The sequence below is a fragment of the Streptomyces altiplanensis genome (assembly GCF_053591575.1).
On sequence record NZ_JBSFUB010000115.1, the window covers coordinates 1 to 20,609 of the forward strand.

Annotated in this window: 22 protein-coding genes, 2 tRNA genes and 1 other RNA gene; 16 read left to right on the forward strand and 9 right to left on the reverse strand. The window is 70.9% G+C overall.

What is annotated here, in order from left to right; genetic code table 11:
- A partial coding sequence (locus ACWD0Y_RS31795) for a DNA polymerase III subunit gamma and tau (protein WP_450263760.1) occupies positions 1 to 1,471 on the reverse strand: 1,471 nt, incomplete at its 3' end.
- Positions 1,472 to 1,513: 42 nt separating this feature from the next.
- Positions 1,514 to 1,612, reverse strand: an RNA gene (ffs, locus tag ACWD0Y_RS31800) — signal recognition particle sRNA small type.
- A gap of 98 nt (positions 1,613 to 1,710) precedes the next feature.
- Here ffs and ACWD0Y_RS31805 point away from each other — a divergent pair.
- Positions 1,711 to 1,798 (forward strand) — tRNA-Ser (locus tag ACWD0Y_RS31805).
- A gap of 67 nt (positions 1,799 to 1,865) precedes the next feature.
- Here the strand turns inward: ACWD0Y_RS31805 and ACWD0Y_RS31810 are convergent.
- Positions 1,866 to 3,431 (reverse strand): carboxylesterase/lipase family protein, encoded by a 1,566-nt coding sequence (locus ACWD0Y_RS31810; RefSeq protein ID WP_450263761.1) that lies wholly within the window; start codon positions 3,429 to 3,431, stop codon positions 1,866 to 1,868.
- 97 nt (positions 3,432 to 3,528) lie between these two features.
- On the opposite strand from ACWD0Y_RS31810, the gene ACWD0Y_RS31815 reads away from it, so the two are divergent.
- Positions 3,529 to 4,101, forward strand: coding sequence for a TetR/AcrR family transcriptional regulator (locus ACWD0Y_RS31815; protein WP_450263762.1), 573 nt, complete (start codon positions 3,529 to 3,531; stop codon positions 4,099 to 4,101).
- Between the two features lie 67 nt (positions 4,102 to 4,168).
- Here the strand turns inward: ACWD0Y_RS31815 and ACWD0Y_RS31820 are convergent, their stop codons facing one another.
- The 4 genes from ACWD0Y_RS31820 to ACWD0Y_RS31835 form a co-directional block, all read right to left on the reverse strand.
- Positions 4,169 to 4,789 carry an N-acetyltransferase family protein gene (locus tag ACWD0Y_RS31820; RefSeq protein ID WP_450263763.1) on the reverse strand — a complete coding sequence of 207 codons (621 nt, stop codon included), beginning with the start codon at positions 4,787 to 4,789 and terminating at the stop codon, positions 4,169 to 4,171.
- Positions 4,786 to 5,343, reverse strand: coding sequence for a helix-turn-helix domain-containing protein (locus ACWD0Y_RS31825; protein ID WP_450263764.1), 558 nt, complete (start codon positions 5,341 to 5,343; stop codon positions 4,786 to 4,788). The genes ACWD0Y_RS31820 and ACWD0Y_RS31825 overlap by 4 nt, the downstream gene beginning before the upstream one ends.
- 33 nt (positions 5,344 to 5,376) lie before the next feature.
- A complete protein-coding gene (locus ACWD0Y_RS31830) occupies positions 5,377 to 5,712 on the reverse strand; it encodes a hypothetical protein (RefSeq protein ID WP_450263765.1) in 336 nt (111 codons plus the stop codon).
- A gap of 143 nt (positions 5,713 to 5,855) precedes the next feature.
- Positions 5,856 to 6,071: a hypothetical protein gene (locus ACWD0Y_RS31835; protein WP_093800154.1), complete on the reverse strand. Its 216-nt coding sequence runs from the start codon at positions 6,069 to 6,071 to the stop codon at positions 5,856 to 5,858.
- A gap of 296 nt (positions 6,072 to 6,367) precedes the next feature.
- Here ACWD0Y_RS31835 and ACWD0Y_RS31840 point away from each other — a divergent pair, with 296 nt between their 5' ends.
- The 4 genes from ACWD0Y_RS31840 (at position 6,368) to ACWD0Y_RS31855 (ending at position 11,791) form a co-directional block, all read left to right on the forward strand.
- Positions 6,368 to 8,686 carry an ATP-binding cassette domain-containing protein gene (locus ACWD0Y_RS31840; protein WP_450263766.1) on the forward strand — a complete coding sequence of 773 codons (2,319 nt, stop codon included), beginning with the start codon at positions 6,368 to 6,370 and terminating at the stop codon, positions 8,684 to 8,686.
- Positions 8,687 to 8,799: 113 nt separating this feature from the next.
- Positions 8,800 to 10,422 carry a ribosomal protection-like ABC-F family protein gene (gene abc-f, locus ACWD0Y_RS31845; protein ID WP_450263767.1) on the forward strand — a complete coding sequence of 541 codons (1,623 nt, stop codon included), beginning with the start codon at positions 8,800 to 8,802 and terminating at the stop codon, positions 10,420 to 10,422.
- A 313-nt stretch (positions 10,423 to 10,735) separates the two neighbouring features.
- A complete protein-coding gene (locus ACWD0Y_RS31850; protein ID WP_093800151.1) occupies positions 10,736 to 11,038 on the forward strand; it encodes a type II toxin-antitoxin system VapB family antitoxin in 303 nt (100 codons plus the stop codon).
- Between the two features lie 126 nt (positions 11,039 to 11,164).
- Positions 11,165 to 11,791 (forward strand): LytR C-terminal domain-containing protein, encoded by a 627-nt coding sequence (locus ACWD0Y_RS31855; protein ID WP_450263768.1) that lies wholly within the window; start codon positions 11,165 to 11,167, stop codon positions 11,789 to 11,791.
- Between the two features lie 25 nt (positions 11,792 to 11,816).
- Here the strand turns inward: ACWD0Y_RS31855 and upp are convergent, their stop codons facing one another.
- Complete coding sequence (gene upp / locus ACWD0Y_RS31860) at positions 11,817 to 12,452, reverse strand: uracil phosphoribosyltransferase (protein ID WP_450263769.1); 636 nt, start codon at positions 12,450 to 12,452, stop codon at positions 11,817 to 11,819.
- Between the two features lie 106 nt (positions 12,453 to 12,558).
- Between upp and ACWD0Y_RS31865 the strand changes: the two genes are divergently transcribed.
- From ACWD0Y_RS31865 to ACWD0Y_RS31900, 8 genes are all read left to right on the forward strand, one after another.
- A complete protein-coding gene (locus ACWD0Y_RS31865) occupies positions 12,559 to 12,744 on the forward strand; it encodes a hypothetical protein (protein ID WP_093803443.1) in 186 nt (61 codons plus the stop codon).
- Positions 12,745 to 12,928: 184 nt separating this feature from the next.
- Positions 12,929 to 13,471 carry a tRNA adenosine deaminase-associated protein gene (locus tag ACWD0Y_RS31870; protein WP_450263770.1) on the forward strand — a complete coding sequence of 181 codons (543 nt, stop codon included), beginning with the start codon at positions 12,929 to 12,931 and terminating at the stop codon, positions 13,469 to 13,471.
- Positions 13,472 to 13,551: 80 nt separating this feature from the next.
- Positions 13,552 to 13,980, forward strand: coding sequence for a tRNA adenosine(34) deaminase TadA (tadA, locus tag ACWD0Y_RS31875; RefSeq protein ID WP_450263776.1), 429 nt, complete (start codon positions 13,552 to 13,554; stop codon positions 13,978 to 13,980).
- 70 nt (positions 13,981 to 14,050) lie between these two features.
- Positions 14,051 to 14,137 (forward strand) — tRNA-Ser (locus ACWD0Y_RS31880).
- A 141-nt stretch (positions 14,138 to 14,278) separates the two neighbouring features.
- Positions 14,279 to 14,443 (forward strand): hypothetical protein, encoded by a 165-nt coding sequence (locus tag ACWD0Y_RS31885; RefSeq protein ID WP_450263771.1) that lies wholly within the window; start codon positions 14,279 to 14,281, stop codon positions 14,441 to 14,443.
- Positions 14,444 to 14,474: 31 nt separating this feature from the next.
- Positions 14,475 to 14,768 carry a Dabb family protein gene (locus ACWD0Y_RS31890; RefSeq protein WP_450263772.1) on the forward strand — a complete coding sequence of 98 codons (294 nt, stop codon included), beginning with the start codon at positions 14,475 to 14,477 and terminating at the stop codon, positions 14,766 to 14,768.
- 179 nt (positions 14,769 to 14,947) lie between these two features.
- Positions 14,948 to 15,808, forward strand: a complete 861-nt coding sequence (locus tag ACWD0Y_RS31895) for an RNA polymerase sigma factor SigF (RefSeq protein WP_093803441.1) — start codon at positions 14,948 to 14,950, stop codon at positions 15,806 to 15,808.
- A gap of 210 nt (positions 15,809 to 16,018) precedes the next feature.
- Positions 16,019 to 16,882 (forward strand): RNA polymerase sigma factor SigF, encoded by an 864-nt coding sequence (locus ACWD0Y_RS31900; RefSeq protein WP_450263773.1) that lies wholly within the window; start codon positions 16,019 to 16,021, stop codon positions 16,880 to 16,882.
- A gap of 150 nt (positions 16,883 to 17,032) precedes the next feature.
- Here the strand turns inward: ACWD0Y_RS31900 and ACWD0Y_RS31905 are convergent, their stop codons facing one another.
- The gene (locus tag ACWD0Y_RS31905) at positions 17,033 to 17,248 is read right to left on the reverse strand and encodes a hypothetical protein (protein ID WP_093803440.1); all 216 of its coding nucleotides are present in this window, start codon (positions 17,246 to 17,248) and stop codon (positions 17,033 to 17,035) included.
- 244 nt (positions 17,249 to 17,492) lie between these two features.
- Here ACWD0Y_RS31905 and ACWD0Y_RS31910 point away from each other — a divergent pair, with 244 nt between their 5' ends.
- On the forward strand, positions 17,493 to 17,978 hold the full coding sequence (locus tag ACWD0Y_RS31910) for a MarR family winged helix-turn-helix transcriptional regulator (protein WP_450263774.1): 486 nt from the start codon (positions 17,493 to 17,495) through the stop codon (positions 17,976 to 17,978).
- Positions 17,979 to 17,993: 15 nt separating this feature from the next.
- Positions 17,994 to 20,423, forward strand: a complete 2,430-nt coding sequence (locus ACWD0Y_RS31915) for an MFS transporter (RefSeq protein ID WP_450263775.1) — start codon at positions 17,994 to 17,996, stop codon at positions 20,421 to 20,423.
- The last annotated feature ends 186 nt before the right edge of the window (positions 20,424 to 20,609 follow it).

The following is a 20,609-nucleotide window of genomic DNA, read 5'->3' on the forward strand; positions in this document are numbered from 1 at the left end:
ACGGTTGACGTCGTCGTAGTTTCCCTCGATGCCGACCAGGTCGCCACCGTAGACGGAGGCCATGACGACCTTGCCCTCCGGCGCCCGCACCGGGCCACGCACCGGGACGCTGCCCGCCCTCGGCGGCGGCGGGAGCGGGCGGTGCGGCCACCGGCGCGGGCACGGGCGGTGCGGCCATCGGTGCGGGAGCGGGAGCCACGGGCACAGCGGGAGGGGGCACGGCCGCGCCCACTCCCCCGTGCGCGTCGGGTCCCGGCGCGTACCCCATCGCGGGGCCGGGAGCGGCGGCCGCGGCCATGAACGCGCCACCGGCGCCGTTGCGCTCCAGGCGGTCCAGCCGCGCCTGGAGCGAACGCTCGTCGTCGAAGGCGGCGGGCAGCAGCACCCGGGCGCAGATCAGCTCCAGCTGGAGCCGCGGCGACGTCGCGCCCCGCATCTCGGTGAGCCCCGTGTTGACCAGGTCGGCGGCGCGGCTCAGCTCGGCCGCGCCGAACACCGAGGCCTGGGCCTGCATCCGCTCCACGACGTCCGCGGGCGCGTCGATCAGGCCCTTCTCGCGTGCGTCGGGAACCGCGGCCAGGATCACCAGGTCCCGGAGCCGCTCCAGCAGGTCGGCCACGAACCGGCGCGGATCGTTGCCGCCCTCGATGACCTGGTCCACGACCTCGAACGCGGCGGCTCCGTCGCCCGCCGCGAAGGCGTCCACGACCGAGTCGAGGAGCGAGCTCTCCGTGTACCCGAGGAGAGCGGTGGCCATGGCATATGTCACACCGTCCTCGGCCGCGCCGGCGAGCAGCTGGTCCATGACGGACATCGAGTCGCGCACGGACCCGGCCCCGGACCGTACGACCAGCGGAAGCACCCCTTCCTCGACCGGGATGTTCTCCTTGCCGCACACCTCGCCGAGGTAGTCGCGCAGCGTCCCGGGCGGCACCAGGCGGAAGGGGTAGTGGTGCGTACGCGACCGGATCGTGCCGATGACCTTCTCGGGCTCCGTGGTCGCGAAGATGAACTTGAGGTGCTCCGGAGGCTCCTCGACCACCTTCAGCAGGGCGTTGAAGCCCGCCGGGGTGACCATGTGCGCCTCGTCGATGATGTAGATCTTGTAGCGGCTGCTGGCCGGACCGAAGAACGCCTTTTCCCGCAGGTCACGGGCGTCGTCCACGCCACCGTGCGAGGCGGCGTCGATCTCGATGACGTCGATCGATCCCCGGCCGTTCCTGGCCAGGTCGACACAGGACTGGCACGTGCCGCAAGGGGTGGGCGTGGGCCCCTGCTCGCAGTTCAGACAGCGGGCGAGGATGCGCGCGCTGGTCGTCTTTCCGCAGCCCCGCGGCCCGCTGAACAGGTACGCGTGGTTGACCCGGTTGTTACGCAGGGCCTGCTGCAGCGGGGCAGTGACATGCTCCTGCCCGATGACCTCGGCGAACGACTCGGGACGGTAGCGGCGGTAGAGCGCAAGGGACGACACGTATACGAGGTTATCGGGACCCACCGACAACCGTCCCCGCCCAACGCAAGCGCCCCCCACGCACCCGCCAGAGCTCACTTACCCTTGCTGCCTTCCGGCCCTGGGGGAGTTCGGTGAGATAGCGCCACGTGAGGGGCTGGCCCCCACAGTAGCGGATCACCCCCCGGAAAAACGAGCCGGACCCCGACCGCGCGGAACGCGTTCGCGAGCACTCCTCAACGTCTTGTATTGTTTGCGGCGGAGGATTCGCCTAGTGGCCTAGGGCGCACGCTTGGAAAGCGTGTTGGGGGCAACCCCTCACGAGTTCGAATCTCGTATCCTCCGCCACCGCTTCTGCGGTACAGAAGGCCCCGACCGGGAAACCGGTCGGGGCCTTCGTCGTGCTCCCGGTCGGTCAGCGGTGGTTCTTCCAGAACGGGTAGGCGTGGTCCTTCGCGAAGTCCGCGCGCCTCCAGGCGTCCGAGGCCAGCGTCTGCACGTATCCGCCGTCCTCCTGGAAGCGCGGCCAGTCCGTCCGGCCCGAGGCGGCGAACTCCACCCACGTGCTGATCATCCGGTCACGGAATCGCGCCTGCCCGTCCTTCACCTCTTGGAACAGGTCCATGTCGAACAGGTAGGCCAGCTCCGACATGTGCTGAGCGCGCTGGTCGAAGCTGGGTGCCGGGTACGTGTCGAACCAGGGCGTGTCACGCTCGCCGAACTCGTACATCCGGGTCGGGACCCACTTCGAGAGCAGCCGCGCGGTGTCCAGGGCCGGGGCCGACCAGGCCGCGTCCGTGCGGACCGCCGCCAGGGCTTCGCCCGCCGAGGGGAACGCGCCGAGCGGGTAGCGCTTCAGTACGTCGTCGGCCCTGTCGCCGAACTCCTTGCGGATCTCGGGTTCGTACGCCTCCGGTTTCATGGGGGCGCCCCCCGGCGCCAGCTCCCGGCCGAGGACCATGCCGCGCTCCTCGTCGTGGTTGACGCCGATGAGCACGGGCACCCGGTTGAACCGTCCGGTGCGCAGCGCCTCCCGCGGGGGCAGCGGCATCAGCTTCGTACCGGACACCGGGCGGGGTTCGTTGAACGGGCCGTACGCCTTCAGCAGATCGGCTGCGGGCACCTCGCGCAGGCAGGCCGCCGTGTTCTTCTCGCACTTCACCGCCGTGATGATCCGCCCGGCTTCCGCCTCCGCCTCGGCCCGGGTGCGGGAGCCGCCCGTGGCGCACGGCGCGCTCTGCACGACGGCCCGGTCGAAGAGGCCGGCCGACAGGGGCGAGGCGAGGTGGCCGCACACGCTGTAGCCGCCGCCGGACTGGCCCATGACCGTGACGTTCCCCGCGTCGCCGCCGAAGGAGGCGGCGTTCGCGCGGACCCAGCGCAGGGCCGCCTGCTGGTCCTCCAGTCCGAGTCCGTCCGCGCCCTCGAGGGCAGGGGTGCTCAGGAAGCCCATCACTCCCAGCCGGTAGTTCATCGAGACCACGACCGCGCCTTCGGCGGCCAGACGGCCGGGTCCGTACATGTCACCGGTGCCGTACATCAGGCTGCCGCCGTGGATCCAGACGATCACCGGTCGCCTGCCGTCGGACTCGGCGGGTGCGGTGACGTTCAGATAGAGGCAGTCCTCACTCTCGCTCGGCACCCCGACCGGGAGTCCCGCCGGCTGCGCGCAGGGCGCGCCCGGGGCGGTCGCCTCGCGGACGCCGGTCCAGGCCGCGGCCGGCCTGGGCGGGGCCCAGCGCAGCGCGCCGACCGGCGGGGCCGCGTAGGGGATGCCCCGGAAACCGCGCAGAGTCCCGTCGGCTTCGCCGCGCACCTTTCCCGCCGTCGTGGTGACGACCGTGCCGAGGGTCTGCGTCTTCGACGTCCTGGCCTTCCCCGCATCGGCGGACGCGGCCGGACCGAGGCCCTGCCCCCATCCCAGTCCCCCCAGCGTCAGCGCGGCGACGAACCACTTGGAAACGCTCCTGGTGTGTCTCATGGGAAGAACGCTAAGCAGATTTGGGCGATCGCGCAATGCGTTCGCCTTATTCGATCGCATCATGCAATCGCCCAACAGGAGTGTTACGCTGCCGCGCATGGGGAACCGTGAAGCCCTCCTCGCAGGCGCCAAGTCATGCCTGCGGGAGAAGGGGTACGACCGCACCAGCGTCCGCGACATCGCCACCACGGCCGGCGTCAGCATGGCTGCCATCGGCTACCACTACGGGTCCAGGGAGACGCTGCTCAACCAAGCCCTCTTCGAGATCCTCGACGAGTGGGGGGACAGCATGGGCCGGGCGCTCGTCCCCGGCGCCGACGGCTCCACGGAGCGTCACTTCGAGCAGATGTGGGAAGGCCTCATCGCGGACTTCACCGCCCATCCCGACCTGTGGCTGGCCTCCCTGGAGCTGTTCATGCAGGCCCAGCGCCAGCCGGAACTGCGCGCCGCGCTGGGGGAAGGCATGGCGGAGGGCCGCCGCGGCATGGCGGCGATCCTGGAGAGCGTCCCCGAGAGCGAGGTGGCGGAGACTTCCGTCCGGACCCTCGGCAGCGTTCAGCTCGCGCTGATGTCGGGCCTGATGATCCAGCACCTCGGCGACCCGGCCACCGCGCCCACCGCCGCCGAAGTGCTCCAAGGACTGCGTGGTCTCGGCGATCTCGCGCGCTGAGGCGCACCGGCCGCCTCCGCGGGATCCATGAAATCCGTGGAACTCGCAGAAGCCGCCGGCGCCGGTCTCACGCGCCGTCTTCGGCGCCGCCGGCCGGCTCCGGGCGGTGGTCCCGGCCCGCGACCGCGGCCGGTTCTGGCGCGGGGCGCGTGGGCGTCAGGCGCTTGAAGTAGAAGCTGCAGTCCCTGAGGGTGCCGGCCGGGTCGCCCGCGTAGTCGGGGACGACGCCGTAGCGGGTCCAGCCCGCGGCGCGGTAGAGGTGTTCGGCGGGACTGCCGGTCTCGGTGTCCAGGAGCAGGAGCGTGGCTCCGGCGCGGGCGGCGGCCTCTTCGGCGGCGGCGAGGAGTGCGCGGCCCAGGCCCTGGCCGCGGGCGTCGCGGTGGACCATGAGCTTGACCAGTTCGGCACGGTGCCGGCCGTTGGGTTTGGGGCTGCGGACGAGGCTGAAGGTGCCGACGATGCCGCCGGGACCTCGGGCGGCCCACACGGCGAGGCTGCCGTCGTCCACCGCCGGTTGCCGGGCGGTCCACCAGGCGATGGCCTCGTCGCGGCCGAAGGGAGCGAGGAAGCCGACGGACGCGTGGCCGTCGACCGCGTCCACGAGGAGGCCGGCCAGGCCCTGCACGCTGTCGCGGAACTCGTCGGGGGACAGGCGCGCCACGGCATGAGTCCGCGTGACGGCGGTCATGGCAGGACGACCATGACCGCGTAACGGACCGGACCGGGGCCCGGGCAGCGAAATCGCGAAGGGCCCCAGAGCCGGAAGCGCAGGCAGTCCCCGGCGCGGAGCTCGTGGACGCCGTCGCCCGCCGTGACCTCCAGGGAGCCTTCCAGTACCCAGATGTGCTGCTCGATGCCCGGCACGGGAGGTCCTTCGTACGAGATGTCCGCATCCGGCCGCAGCACCCCCTCGACGATCTCGCCCCGCAGTCCGGGGTGCGGCGGGGACACCGACCGCCGGGTGAAGCCCGACTCCTCGTCGCGCCACACCAACTGGCGGCCGGTACGGACCAGTTGCGGCGGCTCGGCCTCCACCTCGGCGAGCAGGTGGGACATCGTCCGCCCGTACGCCGTGCACAGGGTGCCCAGCACCGCCGCCGTCGGGCTGATCTCGGCACGCTCCAGCCGCGAAAGGGTCGACCGGCTGATGTCCGTACGCCGCGCCAGCTCGTCCAGCGACCAGCCGCGCTCCGTGCGCAGTTCGGAGAGCCTGGCTGCCAGACGGTCCTCGACGCTTCTCATACCAGAGAGAATATCCCACTTCTGGGACGCCCGTCAGCCCGCCAGCCCGCCAGCCGTCACGCCGCCCGCTCCCCTTCCCCCTCCTCTTCGCCGAGGGACGACCGTGGTCGGGTCGGCCTGGCGCAGGAGCTCTTCGGCGTCGTCGAGCGGCGGGTGGATCCACCGCTCGGTGATCATGCGCTTGCACGCCTTCACCTCCGGCCCGGCCAGCCGTACGGTCCGTTCCCAGCCGGTGGTGAACACCACCCCCGCGCCGCCGAGGTCCAGGCACCTCACGTACGGCTTCGGCGCGAAGACGGCGGGCGCGTCGTGCCTCGCGAGCCTGCCGAGGGGATGGCGTGCCGGCAGCTCGGCCGTGTGCGCGTCCACCCGGCGCAGGGTGACGCCCAGCCGCGTCTCGGCACCGGCCTCGTCGACGCCCGACGGGCATCCCGTGGGCGATGCCCGTCGGGCGTCCGCGGAGCGCGTCGGATTCCTCTGCTTCCCCCGCCGCGTCGTCTTCTTCTTTCACATCATGAGGACGACACCGCCGCGTCACGTGTGACATCGAAGGACAACCCGGCCACCGTGACGGCCAGCACCTCGGCGAGCAGCACCGGTTCACGGCCGGGGCGGCTGCCCCCGGTCCGTTCGCACGGACCGCACAGCGTCATCCCCAGAACCGCCCGCCACCTGCCGCGCGGAACACCGCACGCGTCGCATGCGTCGCGCTCGTCGTACGAGACCATGACTCCCCCACCCGTAAACTGTCCTGTTTACAGCCGACCAGGGAATCGTTCCACGAGGGTCTGACAATCATGCCGCGCGCGGCTCTGCCAGGTCCCTGCCGGTCCGGCCCGGAGCGCGCCCGAGGGGTGTGCCGGCCCCGCCGCCCGAGCACGGGCAGCGCGCGGCGGGAGGGTTCACGGCGAAGAGGGCGCATCGGCCCGCCCAGTTCCGGATTGCCCGGTTCCGGCCCCCGCCGGGCTGCCGGAACCGACAGAATGTACGACTTCCCCGCCCTCTCGCCTCCAGGAGCGCCGCCATGTCCGCCGACCCGTCCGCCGGCCCGTCCGCCGCCCCGTCCGCCGCTCCGTCCAGCCACCAGCCGACCGCCGCGGACCGCCACCACGTGATCCAGGTGCGCGGTGCCCGCGAGAACAACCTGGCGAACGTGTCGGTCGACCTCCCCAAGCGCCGGCTCACGGTCTTCACCGGCGTCTCCGGATCGGGCAAGTCCTCGCTCGTCTTCGGCACCATCGCCGCCGAGTCGCAGCGGCTCATCAACGAGACGTACACCGCCTTCCTCCAGTCGTTGATGCCCAGCATGGGCCGCCCCGACGTCGACGCCCTGCACAACCTGAGCGCGGCGATCGTCGTCGACCAGGAGCGGATGGGCGCCAACTCCCGTTCCACGGTGGGCACGGCGACGGACGCGTACACGATGCTGCGGATCATCTTCAGCCGCCTCGGCACGCCCCGCATCGGGACGTCCAGCGCCTTCAGCTTCAACAGCGCGGAGGGCATGTGCCCCGAGTGCGAGGGCATCGGGCAGGTGTCGAAGATCGACACCGACCAGCTGGTGGACCGCGAACTGTCCCTGAACGAAGGCGCGATCACCGTCCCCGGCTTCGCGGTCGATTCCTGGTACTGGCAGGTCATGGCCGGCTCCGGCCTCTACGACCCAGACAAGAAACTGAAGGACTTCACGCCCGCCGAGTGGGAGGACTTCCTCCACAAGCCGTCCACCAAGATCAAGGTCGGCAGCAACAACCTCACGTACGAGGGCCTCGTGGTGAAGGTCCAGCGGGTCTACCTCTCCAAGGACCGCGAAGCGATGCAGTCCCACATCAGGGCCTTCGTGGACCGGGCCGTCGTCTTCACCGACTGCCCGGCCTGCGGCGGCGCCCGCCTCAGTGCCGCCGCGCTGTCCTCGGTGATCGACGGCGTCAACATCGCCCAGTGCTCGGCCATGCAGATCAGCGACCTGGCCGCCTTCGTACGGAGGATCGACGAACCGTCGGTCGCGCCGCTGCTCGCCGGCCTGCGCCACACCCTCGACTCGCTCGTCGAGATCGGCCTCGGCTACCTGAGCCTGGACCGCACGTCGTCCACGCTCTCCGGCGGCGAGGCGCAGCGCGTGAAGATGGTCCGCCACCTCGGCTCCAGCCTCACCGACGTCACGTACGTCTTCGACGAGCCCACCGTCGGACTGCACCCGCACGACATCAGCCGCATGAACGACCTCCTCCTGCGCCTGCGCGACAAGGGCAACACGGTCCTCGTCGTCGAGCACAAGCCCGAGGTCATCGCGATCGCCGACCATGTGGTGGACCTGGGCCCGGGCGCGGGTTCGGCGGGCGGCCGGATCTGTTACAGCGGCGACGTGCCCGGCCTGCGCGCCTCGGACACCCTCACCGGGCGCCATCTGGAGCACCGGGTGCGGCTGCGCGAGAGCGTGCGCGAGCCGCGCGGGAAGATCTCGATCGAGGGGGCGGACCTGCACAACCTGCGGGGCGTCGACGTCGACATCCCGACGGGTGTACTGACCGTGGTCACCGGCGTCGCCGGCTCCGGCAAGAGCTCGCTGATCCACGGCTACCTGTCGGTGCGTGACGGCGTGACGGTCGCGGACCAGTCCCCGATCCGGGGCTCGCGCCGGTCGAACCCGGCGACGTACACCGGCCTGCTGAACCCGGTCCGTACCGCCTTCGCCAAGGAGAACGGGGTCAAGGCGGCGCTCTTCAGCGCGAATTCGGAGGGTGCCTGCCCGGGCTGCAACGGCCTCGGCCTCGTCTACACCGACCTCGCCATGATGGCCGGGGTGGCGTCGGTCTGCGAGAAGTGCGAGGGCAGGCGCTTCACGCCGGAGGTGCTCACCTACACCCTGCGCGGCAAGAACATCAACGAGGTGCTGGGCATGTCGATGGCCGAGGCGTACGACTTCTTCCCGTCCGGGCAGGCCCGCGCGATCCTGGGCCGGCTGATCGACGTCGGGCTGAGCTACCTCCGTCTCGGCCAGCCGCTCAACACCCTGTCGGGCGGCGAGCGGCAGCGGCTGAAGCTCGCCATCCACATGGCGGAGAAGTCGACGACGTACGTCCTGGACGAGCCGACCACCGGACTGCACATGGCGGACGTCGACAAGCTCCTGGCGCTCCTCGACCGGCTGGTCGACGCTGGGAACACGGTCGTCGTCATCGAGCACCACCAGGCGGTGATGGCGCGCGCGGACTGGCTGATCGACCTGGGGCCGGGCGGCGGCCACGACGGCGGCCGGGTGGTCTTCACCGGCACCCCGGCGGAGCTCGTCGCGGACGGGGCCACCCTGACGGCGGAGCACCTGCGGCAGTACATCGGCTGACAGCCGCTCCACGGAGAGACGAGACGAAACGTCTTGCGCAAAAGGAGAGAGGGTGGCTACGGTGATGTAGATACGAAACGTCTCGTCTCGATTTCCGTGGAAGAAGGCCGCTCTTGCTCCGATCCGGTACTCAACTCGCCCTGTCCGACGTCACCGTGCGGTACGACGACCACGTCGTCCTCGACCGTGTCTCCCTCACCGTCCGGCCCGGCGAGAAAGCAGGCGTCGTGGGCGACAACGGGTCGGGCAAGTCCACCCTGCTCCGTCTCCTCGCCGGCACCCGCCGCCCCGACAACGGCACCGTCACCGTCGTCGCCCCCGGCGGCACCGGCCACCTCGCCCAGACCCTCGGCCTGCCGCCCACCGCGCCGGCCGGCGCCGCCGTCGACCTCGCCCTCGCCGAACTGCGGGCGCTGGAGCGGCGCATGCGGCGGGCCGAAGCGGACCTCGGCCACACGGGTGCGGACGGGCTTTCGGCGTACGCCGCCCTCGTGGCCGAGTTCGAGGCGCGCGGCGGCCACGACGCCGACCGCCGCGTCGACACCACCCTGCGCAGGCTCGGCGAGCGCACCCCCCTCGACCGCTCCCGCCCCCTCGGCACGCTCTCCGGCGGACAGCGGTCCCGGCTCGCGCTCGCCGCGGCCCTGGCCGCCGCGCCGGAGGTGCTGCTGCTCGACGAACCCACCAACGACCTCGACGACGAGGCCGTCGGGTGGCTGGAGGAGCACCTGCTCGCGCACCGCGGCACGGTGGTCGCGGTCACCCACGACCGCGTGTTCCTCGACCGGGTGACCACCACCGTGCTGGAGGTGGACCACGACGCGCGGACGGTACGCCGCTACCGCAACGGCTACGGCGGCTTCCTCACCGCCAAGGCCGCCGCCCGCGCCCGCCGGGCCAGGCAGCACGAGGAGTGGCGTGCCGAGGTTGCCCGGCATTCCGCCCTCGCCGAGTCGAACACCGTGCTGCTCTCCGCCATCCCGCGCAAGGCCCCGGCCGCCTTCAGCGGCGCCGGCGCCTTCCGCGCCAGGTCGCGCGCGCACGGCGCGATGAGCCGCGTCCGCAGCGCGCGCGAGCAGCTGCACCGGCTGACCGGACGTCCGGTGCCACCTCCCCCACAGCCCCTGCGGTTCACGGCCCGCATCGAGGGCGGGGCGGCGGGGGCGGAGCTGGACGGCGTACACGTGGCGGGACGCCTGCGCGTCGGCTCCCTGCGCATCGCCCCCGGCGAGCGCGTGCTCGTCACCGGGCCCAACGGCGCCGGCAAGTCCACCCTGCTCCGGCTCCTGGCGGGGGACCTGGCCCCCGCCAGCGGTACGGTCACCCGCCCGCCCCGGACCGGCTTCCTGCGCCAGGACAGCTCCCGTACGGACGCCGGCGGCGACGGCCGTACGGTCCTGGAGGCCTTCGGGGCACCGGAGCGCGCCGACGAGCTGCTCGCGCTGGGCCTCTTCCGCGCGGCAGACCTGGCGAAGCCCGTACGCGCCCTCTCCACCGGCGGCCGCCGCAGGCTCGAACTGGCGCGCCTGGTCACGTCCCCGGTGGACCTGCTGCTGCTCGACGAGCCGACGAACCACCTGGCGCCGGCCCTGGTCGAGGAGCTGGAGGCGGCCCTGGCCTGTTACGCGGGCGCGCTCGTGATCGTCACGCACGACCGGCGGATACGGGGCGGATTCGCGGGGACGCGACTGGAGGTGGCGGACGATGAGGTGCGCGAAGCGGGGGTGTACGCGTGATCACCGCAGGACGAGCCCGGAACCGACGGACCCGAAGCCGACGGACCCGAAGCCGGCGAGCTCGGAGTCGCAGCGGAGCCGTTCCCGTGACGGGCGTCCCCCGAACGGGGGAAAACCCGCCCGGCCCGCTCTCCGTACGGTGGCGCCCGCCACGATCCGCCGCAATCCACCGCGGCGGGGCCGCCCGAACCGCCCCACATCGCCGGAAGGATCACTTCCGCTCACTATTTGCTCCCGTTCTGGCGGTTGATACGGCCTTTGCGCCCCGCCCTCATGGCTGCGCCCGGAGCCGCTCGCCCGGTAGGCTTTCCGTGTGATCTTCAAGCGCATCGGAAACGGCCGGCCGTATCCCGACCACGGCCGGGAAAGCACCCGGCAGTGGGCGGATGTCGCGCCGCGCCCGGTCCGCCTCGATCAGCTGGTGACCACCAAGGGCCAGCTGGATCTCGAGACACTGCTCGCCGAGGACTCGACGTTCTACGGCGACCTCTTCGCCCATGTCGTGAAGTGGCAGGGCGACCTCTACCTGGAGGACGGACTGCACCGCGCGGTCCGCGCCGCGCTCCAGCAGCGCCAGGTGCTGCACGCGCGCGTCCTCGAGCTCGACAACATCTGATCATCGGGCCGCCCGGTCACCCGGACGGCCCCGGAAGGCCGCCCCTGTTGGTCCTTACGGGTTGGTCCGGCCCACGTCATTGATCATTTAGTAGGCATCATCACCGAGGCGCACTACGCTGCGCCCATGAGCATGCTGACACCCCCCGGCATGGGCGGAAAGTACCGCATTACGGGCGACAAGTTCCCGCGCATGCGACGCCCCCGGAACCGACGCAGGACCCTCCTCGTGGTGACGGCCTCGATCGTGGCCCTCGGTCTGGCCGGCTGGGGGACTCTGCAGCTCATCGACGTCTTCACCGGCGGCGAGAAGCGGACCAGGGCCGCCGGACGCGGGCAGGGCTGCGAGAAGCCCGCGCCGTCCGCGTCGCCGAAGGCCGCGCTGCCCCAGCCGGCCAGGATCAAGGTCAACGTCTACAACGCGACACCGCGCTCCGGCCTCGCCAAGAACACCGCCGACGAGCTGAAGAAGCGCGGCTTCGCCATCGGCGAGATCGGCAACGCCCCCAAGGAGTACGACAAGAAGGTCAAGGGCTCGGGGGTGCTGCTGGGCTCGCCCAAGGCGCTCGCCGGCACCCTGCCCGTACTCGGCACGCAGCTCAAGGGAGCCCTGCGGAAGGCCGACACCCGCAAGGGCGCCGACGTGGACCTGATCCTGGGCACGGCCTTCAAGAAGCTGGACGCGAAGAAGGACGCGGACAGGGCCCTGGCCGTCCTGGCCAGGCCCGCGCCCGCGCCCTCCTCGAAGTGCTGAGAACGCCGCGTCCGTACGGCTGCCGCTAGCCGGCGGTCCCGTACATCCGGTCACCCGCGTCGCCGAGGCCCGGCACGATGTAGCCGTGCTCGTTGAGCCGCTCGTCGACCGAGGCGGTGACCACGGTGACCGGAGCGCCGGCCAGTTCCCGCTCCATGACCTCGACGCCCTCGGGCGCCGCGAGCAGCACGACCGCCGTGACGTCGTCCGCGCCGCGCTTGATCAGTTCACGGATCGCCGCGACCAGGGTGCCGCCGGTGGCCAGCATCGGGTCGAGTACGTACACCTGGCGGCCGGAGAGGTCCTCCGGCATCCGGGTCGCGTACGTCTCCGCCTGGAGCGTGTCCTCGTTGCGGATCATGCCGAGGAAACCCACCTCGGCGGTCGGCAGCAGCCGCACCATGCCGTCGAGCATGCCCAGGCCGGCCCGCAGGATCGGTACGACCAGGGGGCGCGGGTGGGACAGCTTCACGCCCGTCGTCGACGTGACCGGGGTCTGGATGTCGACCTGCTCGGTGCGCACGTCCCGGGTGGCCTCGTACGCGAGCAGGGTGACCAGCTCGTCGGCGAGGCGCCGGAAGGTCGGGGAGTCGGTGCGCTTGTCGCGCAGCGTGGTGAGTTTGTGCGCCACCAGCGGGTGGTCGACAACATGGATCCGCATGGCGTCAACAGTAACCGGGCATCCCGGCCGCCCGCGCTGGCATCAACCCGCCGGCCGGGGGGAAGGTGGGGTGGGGAACAAACCCGGGTTTGGGGTGGTGTGGTCGATGCCGGACGGGGAGCACGGTCAGGAACAGCAGGAAAACACAGGTGAGGCCGACCGCAGGCGGCGGCGCGCCCAGTTCCTGCGCGAGCTGTACGAGGCCAAGGCACTGCGTGACCGGGTGCAGCCGCGCCGGGCCCGGGCGGCCCGGATGCGGCAGCAGATGCGGATGCGCACCTTCCGCTGGTAGCGGGCCTGCTCGCGGGACTGGGACACGACGCAAGAGCGGAAGACCTCTCGCGGAGCGATTGTTTCTGCCACGATTCCGAGTGGGCGGGGCTCGGAGCTGTGAAACGGTTTCTCCCCACCTCAGCGAACCCTCCAGCCGGGAGGAACTCCAACCGGCACTTCTCAAGACCAGTGGGAGAGTCACGGTGTACTTCGCCGCACTGCTCGCGCGCACCGAAGACGGGTGGAAAGCGAGCGACACGGAGCTCGACGACGTGGAAACCCTGTCGGACCTGACCGATCTGGCCCGTGAGGCCACGGTCGACGACGACACGGTGATCGTCTTCATCGAGCAGGAAGACGCATGGTTCGGCCTCGTCCGGGTGGACGGCGAGGAGGACCCTCGTATCTATGTCTCGGACGCGGCCGCGGCCGCCCGTTCCTCGTACGGGGAGATCCTGCTCACCGACGAACTGCTCGGCCGGGACCCCGAGGACCCGGACGTCCTGGAAGTGCTCGTCGACCTCGACGGCACCGAGGACGGGGAACCGGGCGAGGAAGCCATCGACGACGAGGAGGAGATCACGGCGGACGACAGCGGTGCCGTACCGGCGGGCCCGCTCGGGGAAGCGGGGATCCTGGCGGACCTCGGCCTGCCCGGGGAGGAGCTGCTGGCGCTCGGCACGGACGCGCTCAACGAGATCGCGGACGCCCTGGGCGCCGCCGACGTGCTGGAGACCGTCCAGTAGTGGGTCCGGCAGTGACGGAGAAACAGGAACAGGTACCGGATCCGGGCCCGGATCCGGTACGGGACCGGTGGCGGGCGCCCATGCGCCTGGCCCTGGACGAGGCGGCACGGGCGGCGGTGGCCGGTGACGTACCGGTCGGCGCCGTCCTGCTGGCCCCCGACGGCTCGCTGCTCTCGGCGGGCCACAACGAGCGTGAGGCGACGGGCGACCCGACGGCGCACGCCGAGGTGCTGGCCATCCGCAGGGCGGCGCACGAGCTCGGCGAGTGGCGGCTGACGGGCTGCACGCTCGTCGTCACCCTGGAGCCGTGCACGATGTGCGCGGGAGCGCTCGTGCAGTCGCGGGTGGAGAGGGTGGTCTACGGAGCGCTCGACGAGAAGGCGGGCGCGGCCGGTTCGCTCTGGGACGTCGTACGGGACCGGAGGCTGAACCACCGGCCCGAGGTCATCGGGGGCGTGCTCGAAGAAGAGTGCTCGGACCGGCTGACGGCCTTCTTCAGGGACCGCTGAGGGGCCGGCCGGAGGACCGGCCGGACAACCGATTTCGGAGCACGGCCCCCCGTGGGCTAAGCTCTCTCTCGGTAGCGTGTCCGAGCGGCCTAAGGAGCACGCCTCGAAAGCGTGTGAGGGGGCAACTCCTCCGTGGGTTCAAATCCCACCGCTACCGCTCAGAACGAAAGCCCCGGCTCCCCGAGTCGGGGCTTTCGTGTTGCTCCGGCCGTTCCGGTCGAAAACGTGTCCCCTGAACTGCCCGTTCCTGCGGTTAGACTCACGCGACTCAGGGGACCGGCAGGGGAGGCCGAACAACATGGTGCAAGCGAAGAAGATAACGCTCTACGTGGTCGTCGTCTTCGTGCTGTACACGATCATCAATTCCCCCGAGCGGGCGGCCGATCTCGTCCAGGTAGGGTTCGAAGGCGTGTCCAGTGCCGCCCAGGGCGTCGGCGATTTCATGTCCCAGCTGGTCCAGTGAGCGGGCGCCCTCCGCATCGAAGGAGTGCTCCTTGATCCGCCATCTGGTCCTCTTCAAGCTCAACGAGGGTGTCGAGCGGGACGAGCCGCGCGTCGCCGCCGGCGTGAAGGCCTTCGAGGAGCTCGACGGGACCGTTCCCGAGCTGGAGTTCTGGGAGTGCGCCTGGAACATCACCGACCGGCCCATCGCGTACGACTTCGCCATCAACTCGGCCGTCCAGGACCGCGATGCGCTGAAGCGCTACATCGAGCACCCGGCCCACCAGGCGGCCGCCGCGCAGTGGCGCGAATTCGCCACGTGGGTGATCGCCGACTACGAGTTCTGAGCCCCCGGGACACCAGGCCCCGCACCGTTCCGGTGCGGGGTTTTTGCATGTTTAAGACCCAACTTGCCTTCAACACGGCTCTATACGGTGCTTGCACACACTGCACATGTCTTGTGATGCTATGACCGCTTTTGACGGATGAGTTGACGTGGTTGACCGAGAAAAGGGGTGGCGTGACCGTGCCGGCCAGTACAGCACCTCAAGCTCCGCCCCAGCAGCTTCAGCCACTTCCCCCCGAGACCGCGCCCGACGGCCCGGCGGGCGGTCCCGCGAAGCGCCGGGGCGCGGACACCAGGGCCCTCACCCAGGTCCTGTTCACGGAGCTGAAGGGGCTGAACCCGGGCACGCCCGAACACAACCGCGTGCGCGGAGCGCTCATCGAGGCGAACCTGCCGCTGGTGCGGTACGCCGCCGCCCGGTTCCGCAGCCGCAACGAGCCGATGGAGGACGTCGTCCAGGTCGGCACGATCGGACTGATCAACGCGATCGACCGGTTCGACCCGGACCGCGGCGTGCAGTTCCCGACCTTCGCGATGCCGACCGTCGTGGGCGAGATCAAACGGTACTTTCGCGACAACGTCAGGACCGTGCACGTGCCGCGCCGGCTGCACGAGCTGTGGGTGCAGGTCAGCGGGGCCACCGAGGACCTCACGACGGCCCACGGGCGCTCCCCCACGACCGCCGAGATCGCCGAGCGCCTGCGCATCTCCGAGGACGAGGTGCTGGCGTGCATCGAGGCGGGGCGCTCGTACCACGCGACCTCGCTGGAGGCGGCCCAGGAGGGTGACGGGCTGCCGGGACTGCTCGACCGGCTCGGGTACGAGGACCCGGCGCTGGCCGGGGTCGAGCACCGCGACCTCGTGCGGCACCTGCTCGTACAGCTGCCCGAACGCGAACAGCGGATCCTGCTGCTCCGGTACTACAACAACCTGACGCAGTCCCAGATCAGTGCCGAACTGGGCGTCTCCCAGATGCATGTGTCGAGACTTCTGGCGAGAAGCTTCGCCCGGCTCAGATCCGCAAATCGGATCGAGGCGTAACCGGATCGGGTAGGACCTGCTCATGGCCGAAAAGCCGCACACCCCCTCTTTCCTGCGCAGGTTTGTCGACTTGGCGCTACAGCGCGTTGCCGACATGTGACATTCTGCTGAGACCGCGTTTGCCGCAGCCACTCCTCCGGTATTCAGGTGGAGGCTGCTTCCTCCGACGGGAGCGCCCGCCGCTACCGTCAGCGACCTCAAGGGGGTGGCATGTCCGCAGAACAGGGCAGCTCGAAGGTGCTCACGAAGGAAGTAGTGCCCGCCGTGCTCGACCAGGTGACGGCTCCGCCGCCGCTGGTGTCGCAGCCGGAAGCCATCGACACCCGCACTCTGTCCCGCTCGCTCTTCCTGCGGCTCGCCGCCCTCGACAAGGACAGCCCGGACCGTACGTACGTACGGGACACGCTGATCGAGCTCAACCTGCCCCTGGTGCGGTACGCCGCCGCCCGGTTCCGCAGCCGCAACGAGCCGATGGAGGACATCGTCCAGGTCGGCACGATCGGGCTGATCAAGGCGATCGACCGGTTCGACTGCGAACGGGGCGTCGAGTTCCCGACGTTCGCGATGCCGACGGTGGTCGGGGAGATCAAGCGCTTCTTCCGCGACACCAGCTGGTCGGTACGGGTCCCGCGCCGCCTCCAGGAGCTGCGGCTCGCGCTGACGAAGGCCAGCGACGACCTCGCGCAGAGGCTCGACCGCTCGCCGACCGTCCCCGAACTCGCCGCGGTGCTCGGGGTGTCGGAGGAGGATGTCGTCGACGGCCTCGCGGTCGGCAACGCCTACACCGCGAGCTCGCTGGACTCGCCCTCCCCGGAGGACGACGGCGGCGAGGGTTCGCTGGCGGACCGGCTCGGGTACGAGGACACGGCGCTGGAGGGTGTCGAGTACCGCGAGTCCCTGAAGCCGCTGCTGGCGAAGCTGCCGCCGCGCGAGCGCCAGATCATCATGCTGCGGTTCTTCGCGAACATGACGCAGTCCCAGATCGGCGAGGAGGTCGGCATCTCCCAGATGCACGTCTCGCGCCTGCTGACCCGCACGCTCGCGCAGCTCAGAGAAGGGCTCATCGCGGACTGAGCCGCGTCACCGGCGCCTCCGGCCCGACGACACCTCCGGCACGACGGCACCACTGTCACGAGGCCCGGCACACGACCGCCGGGGCGCTACGACGAGCGCCCCGGCGGTCGTGCCGTCCCGGGCGGCGTGTCCGCCGGCCGGGAGCGGCGGTCAGCCGAGCGCGAGCCAGGCGACCGCCGCGAGGATCACGACGACGGCCACGACGCCGACGATCAGGCCGGTCCTGGGACCGCCCGACGCCGCGGCCGCGGCCGGCTGCTGTCGCTGCGGTTCGCCGTCGTCCACGAAGGCGCGGAACATCTGGGTGCTGCCCGCCGGGTCGTGGTGACCCTCGGGGCCCTGGGGGGCATGGGGGTTGTGTGCCATGGGGAAGGACCCTAGCGAAGTGGGACCGCCCAGCACACCCCAGGACCCCGGTAGCGGCCCCTGAAGCGGTGCCACCGCGCCTCCGCGGGCCTGATCTGCGGCTTTACCGGCCACTCGGCCACCCTTGACCCGCCACGAACAGATCCTTTTGGGTTCCTTTACTCCGGCAAGCCCGAATTCATTTGCCTGTAGCAACCAACCGCTTATATGGTTGCCCTAAGCAACAAGATGTTCGGAGGTGCCCATGGCCGCACAGAGCCAGTTCGCGGAACTGGCCCGGCAGCTCAGCGCCATCGGTGCCGTGAAGCGCGATCTCGCACGCATCCTCCCCGCGCACTGCCCGGCCGGATCGGCCGCCGTGCTCACCCTCCTCGACCACCACGGCGAGATGCGGATGAGCCGGCTCGCCGAGCTCCTCGCGGTCGACATGTCGGTGACCAGCCGGCACGTGGCACACGTGGCGGAGCGCGGCTGGGTCGACCGGGCCCCCGACCCGTGCGACAAGCGTTCACGCATCCTGCGGCTCAACCCGGCGGGCCGGGCGCTCCTGGAGGAACTCTCCGAGCGCTACATCCAGACGCTCGCCGGTGCCCTCGACGACTGGTCCGACGACGAGGTCGGACAGCTCAACACGATGCTGGCCCGCCTGCGCCGCAGCTTCGGCGAGTGCCGGGCGCGGTCACCGCACCACTTCGAGCACGACGCAGTAACACCCGCAACACCCGCGTAAGAGCAAAGGAATTCAATGGCTACGACCACACCAGCCGGTGTGCGGGGCGGCCACGCCAAGCAGGGGTCCTCCCACTCCTCCGACGGCGCGCCGATGACTCACCGGCAGATCATGGAGGCCCTCACCGGTCTTCTGCTCGGCATGTTCGTCGCGATGCTGTCGTCGACGATCGTGTCCAACGCCCTCCCCGAGATCATCAGGGACCTCGACGGCACCCAGAGCGCGTACACCTGGGTCGTCACCGCGGCGCTCCTGTCCATGACGGTGACCACCCCGCTCTGGGGCAAGCTGGCGGACCTCTTCAGCAAGAAGCTGCTGGTCCAGGTGGCTCTGGTCATCTTCGTGATCGGCTCGGCGCTCGCCGGCATATCGCAGAACACCGGCACGCTCATCGCCTTCCGCGTGCTCCAGGGCGTCGGCACCGGTGGTCTGGTCGCGCTCTCGCAGATCGTGATCGCCGCGATGATCCCGCCGCGTGAGCGCGGCCGGTACGCCGGTTACATCGGCGCCACGTTCGCGGTCGCGACGGTCGGCGGCCCGCTGCTCGGCGGCGTCATCACCGACACCGACTGGCTGGGCTGGCGCTGGTGCTTCTACGTCGGTGTGCCGTTCGCGGCCATCGCGCTGGTCCTCCTCCAGAAGACCCTCAAGCTTCCGGTCGTCAGGCGCAAGGTCAGGATCGACTGGCTCGGCGCCTTCTTCCTGGCCGCCTCCGTCTCCCTGCTGATGATCTGGGTGACCCTGGCGGGCGACAAGTACGACTGGATCTCGTGGCAGACGTACGCGATGGTCGGCGGATCCGTCGTGCTCGGCCTGATCTTCGTCCTCGTCGAGACGAAGGCCGCGGAGCCCCTGATCCCGCTGCGCTTCTTCCGTAACCGCACGATCGCGCTCACGTCCTTCGCGAGCCTCTTCGTCGGTGTCGCGATGTTCGGCTCGACCGTCTTCCTGAGCCAGTACTTCCAGCTCGCCCGGGACAAGTCGCCGACGATGTCCGGCGTCATGACGATCCCGATGATCGCCGGTCTCTTCGTCTCCTCGACGGTCTCCGGCCAGATCATCACCAAGACCGGCCGCTGGAAGGGCTTCCTGGTCGGCGGCGGTGTCGGCCTCGTGGCGGGCCTCGGCCTGCTCAGCACCATCACGTACGACACCGAGTACTGGCAGGTCGCCCTCTACATGGCGGTCCTCGGCCTCGGCCTCGGCATGATGATGCAGAACCTCGTCCTGGCCTCCCAGAACCAGGTCAAGCCGCACGAGCTCGGCGCGGCCAGCTCGCTGGTCACCTTCACCCGCACCCTCGGTGGCGCCATCGGCGTCTCCGCGCTCGGCGCGGTGCTCTCCAGCCGCATCACCCACTACGTCGAGGACGGCCTCGCCGCCCTCCACATCAAGCCGGGCGCGGCCGGCGGCGGGAACACCATCCCGGACATGGACGCGCTGCCCGCGCCGATCAGGACCGTCATGGAGAGCGCCTACGGAGACGGGGTCGCCGACCTCTTCCTGTACGCCGCGCCCATCGCGCTGGTCGGTCTGATCCTGGTCCTGTTCGTGAAGGAGGTCGCCTTGAAGTCGTCCAACGACGACGCGACGCAGTCGTCGCAGCCGGACGCGGAGCCGGTGTCCGCGGCGCCCGCCGACACGGCCGCCACGGTCGCCGGGGCCGCTGCCCCGATCGTGACCGGCAGGACCCTGCACGGCACGGTCCGTACCGCCGAGGGAACGGCCGTACCGCACGCCGCGGTCACGCTGATCTCGCTCGCCGGACGGCAGCTCGGCCGCGCGGTCGCCCAGGAGGGCCGTTACGCGCTGGACGCCCCGGCGGCCGGTTCGTACGTCCTGATCGCCTCCGCCGACGGCTTCCAGCCGCAGGCGTCCACGGTGGTCGTGGGTGACGAGCCCGTCGCGTACGACATCCTCCTGTCCGGTACGAGCGGACTCGCCGGCACCGTGCGCACCGCGGACGGCGGCCTGCCCGTCGAGGACGCGATGGTCATCGTGACCGACGTACGCGGCGATGTGCTCGCCACCGGCAAGTCGGCCGCACAGGGCGACTTCGTCTTCGGCGAGCTGGTCCCCGGAACGGTGACCGTCGCGGTGAACGCGGCCGGTTTCCGGCCGATGGCGCTGCCGGTGGAGATCGGCGGCCAGGGCGTCACCCGCGTCGAGGTCGCGCTCCAGTCCGGCGCGCTCGTCCGGGGCACGGTACGCGGCGGCGCCGCCCGGCGCCCGCTGGCCGACGCCCGGGTGACGCTGATGGACGCCGCCGGGAACGTGGTCGCCTCCTCCACCACCGGGGACGACGGGGCGTACGCCTTCGCCGACCTCGACTCGGGCGAGTACACGGTCGTCGCGACCGGCTACCCGCCGGTGGCCGGAGTGCTCACCGTCTCGGGCCGCGGCGTCGACGGCCACGACATCGAGCTCGCCCACCCGGGCGAGTAATCACAGGCCCCCGGCCCGGGGCGCGTCCTTAGCGGAGGCGCGCCCCCACGGCCGGTGTGGAAACGGGCCCCGGCAGCGGGTCCGACAGGCAGGGGACGGCTCCCCGGTGGGAGCCCTGGGACACCGCCGACGACACCCCGGTCCCCGACCCCTACCACCAGCCCGGCTCGCCGGTGCGGCTCACCG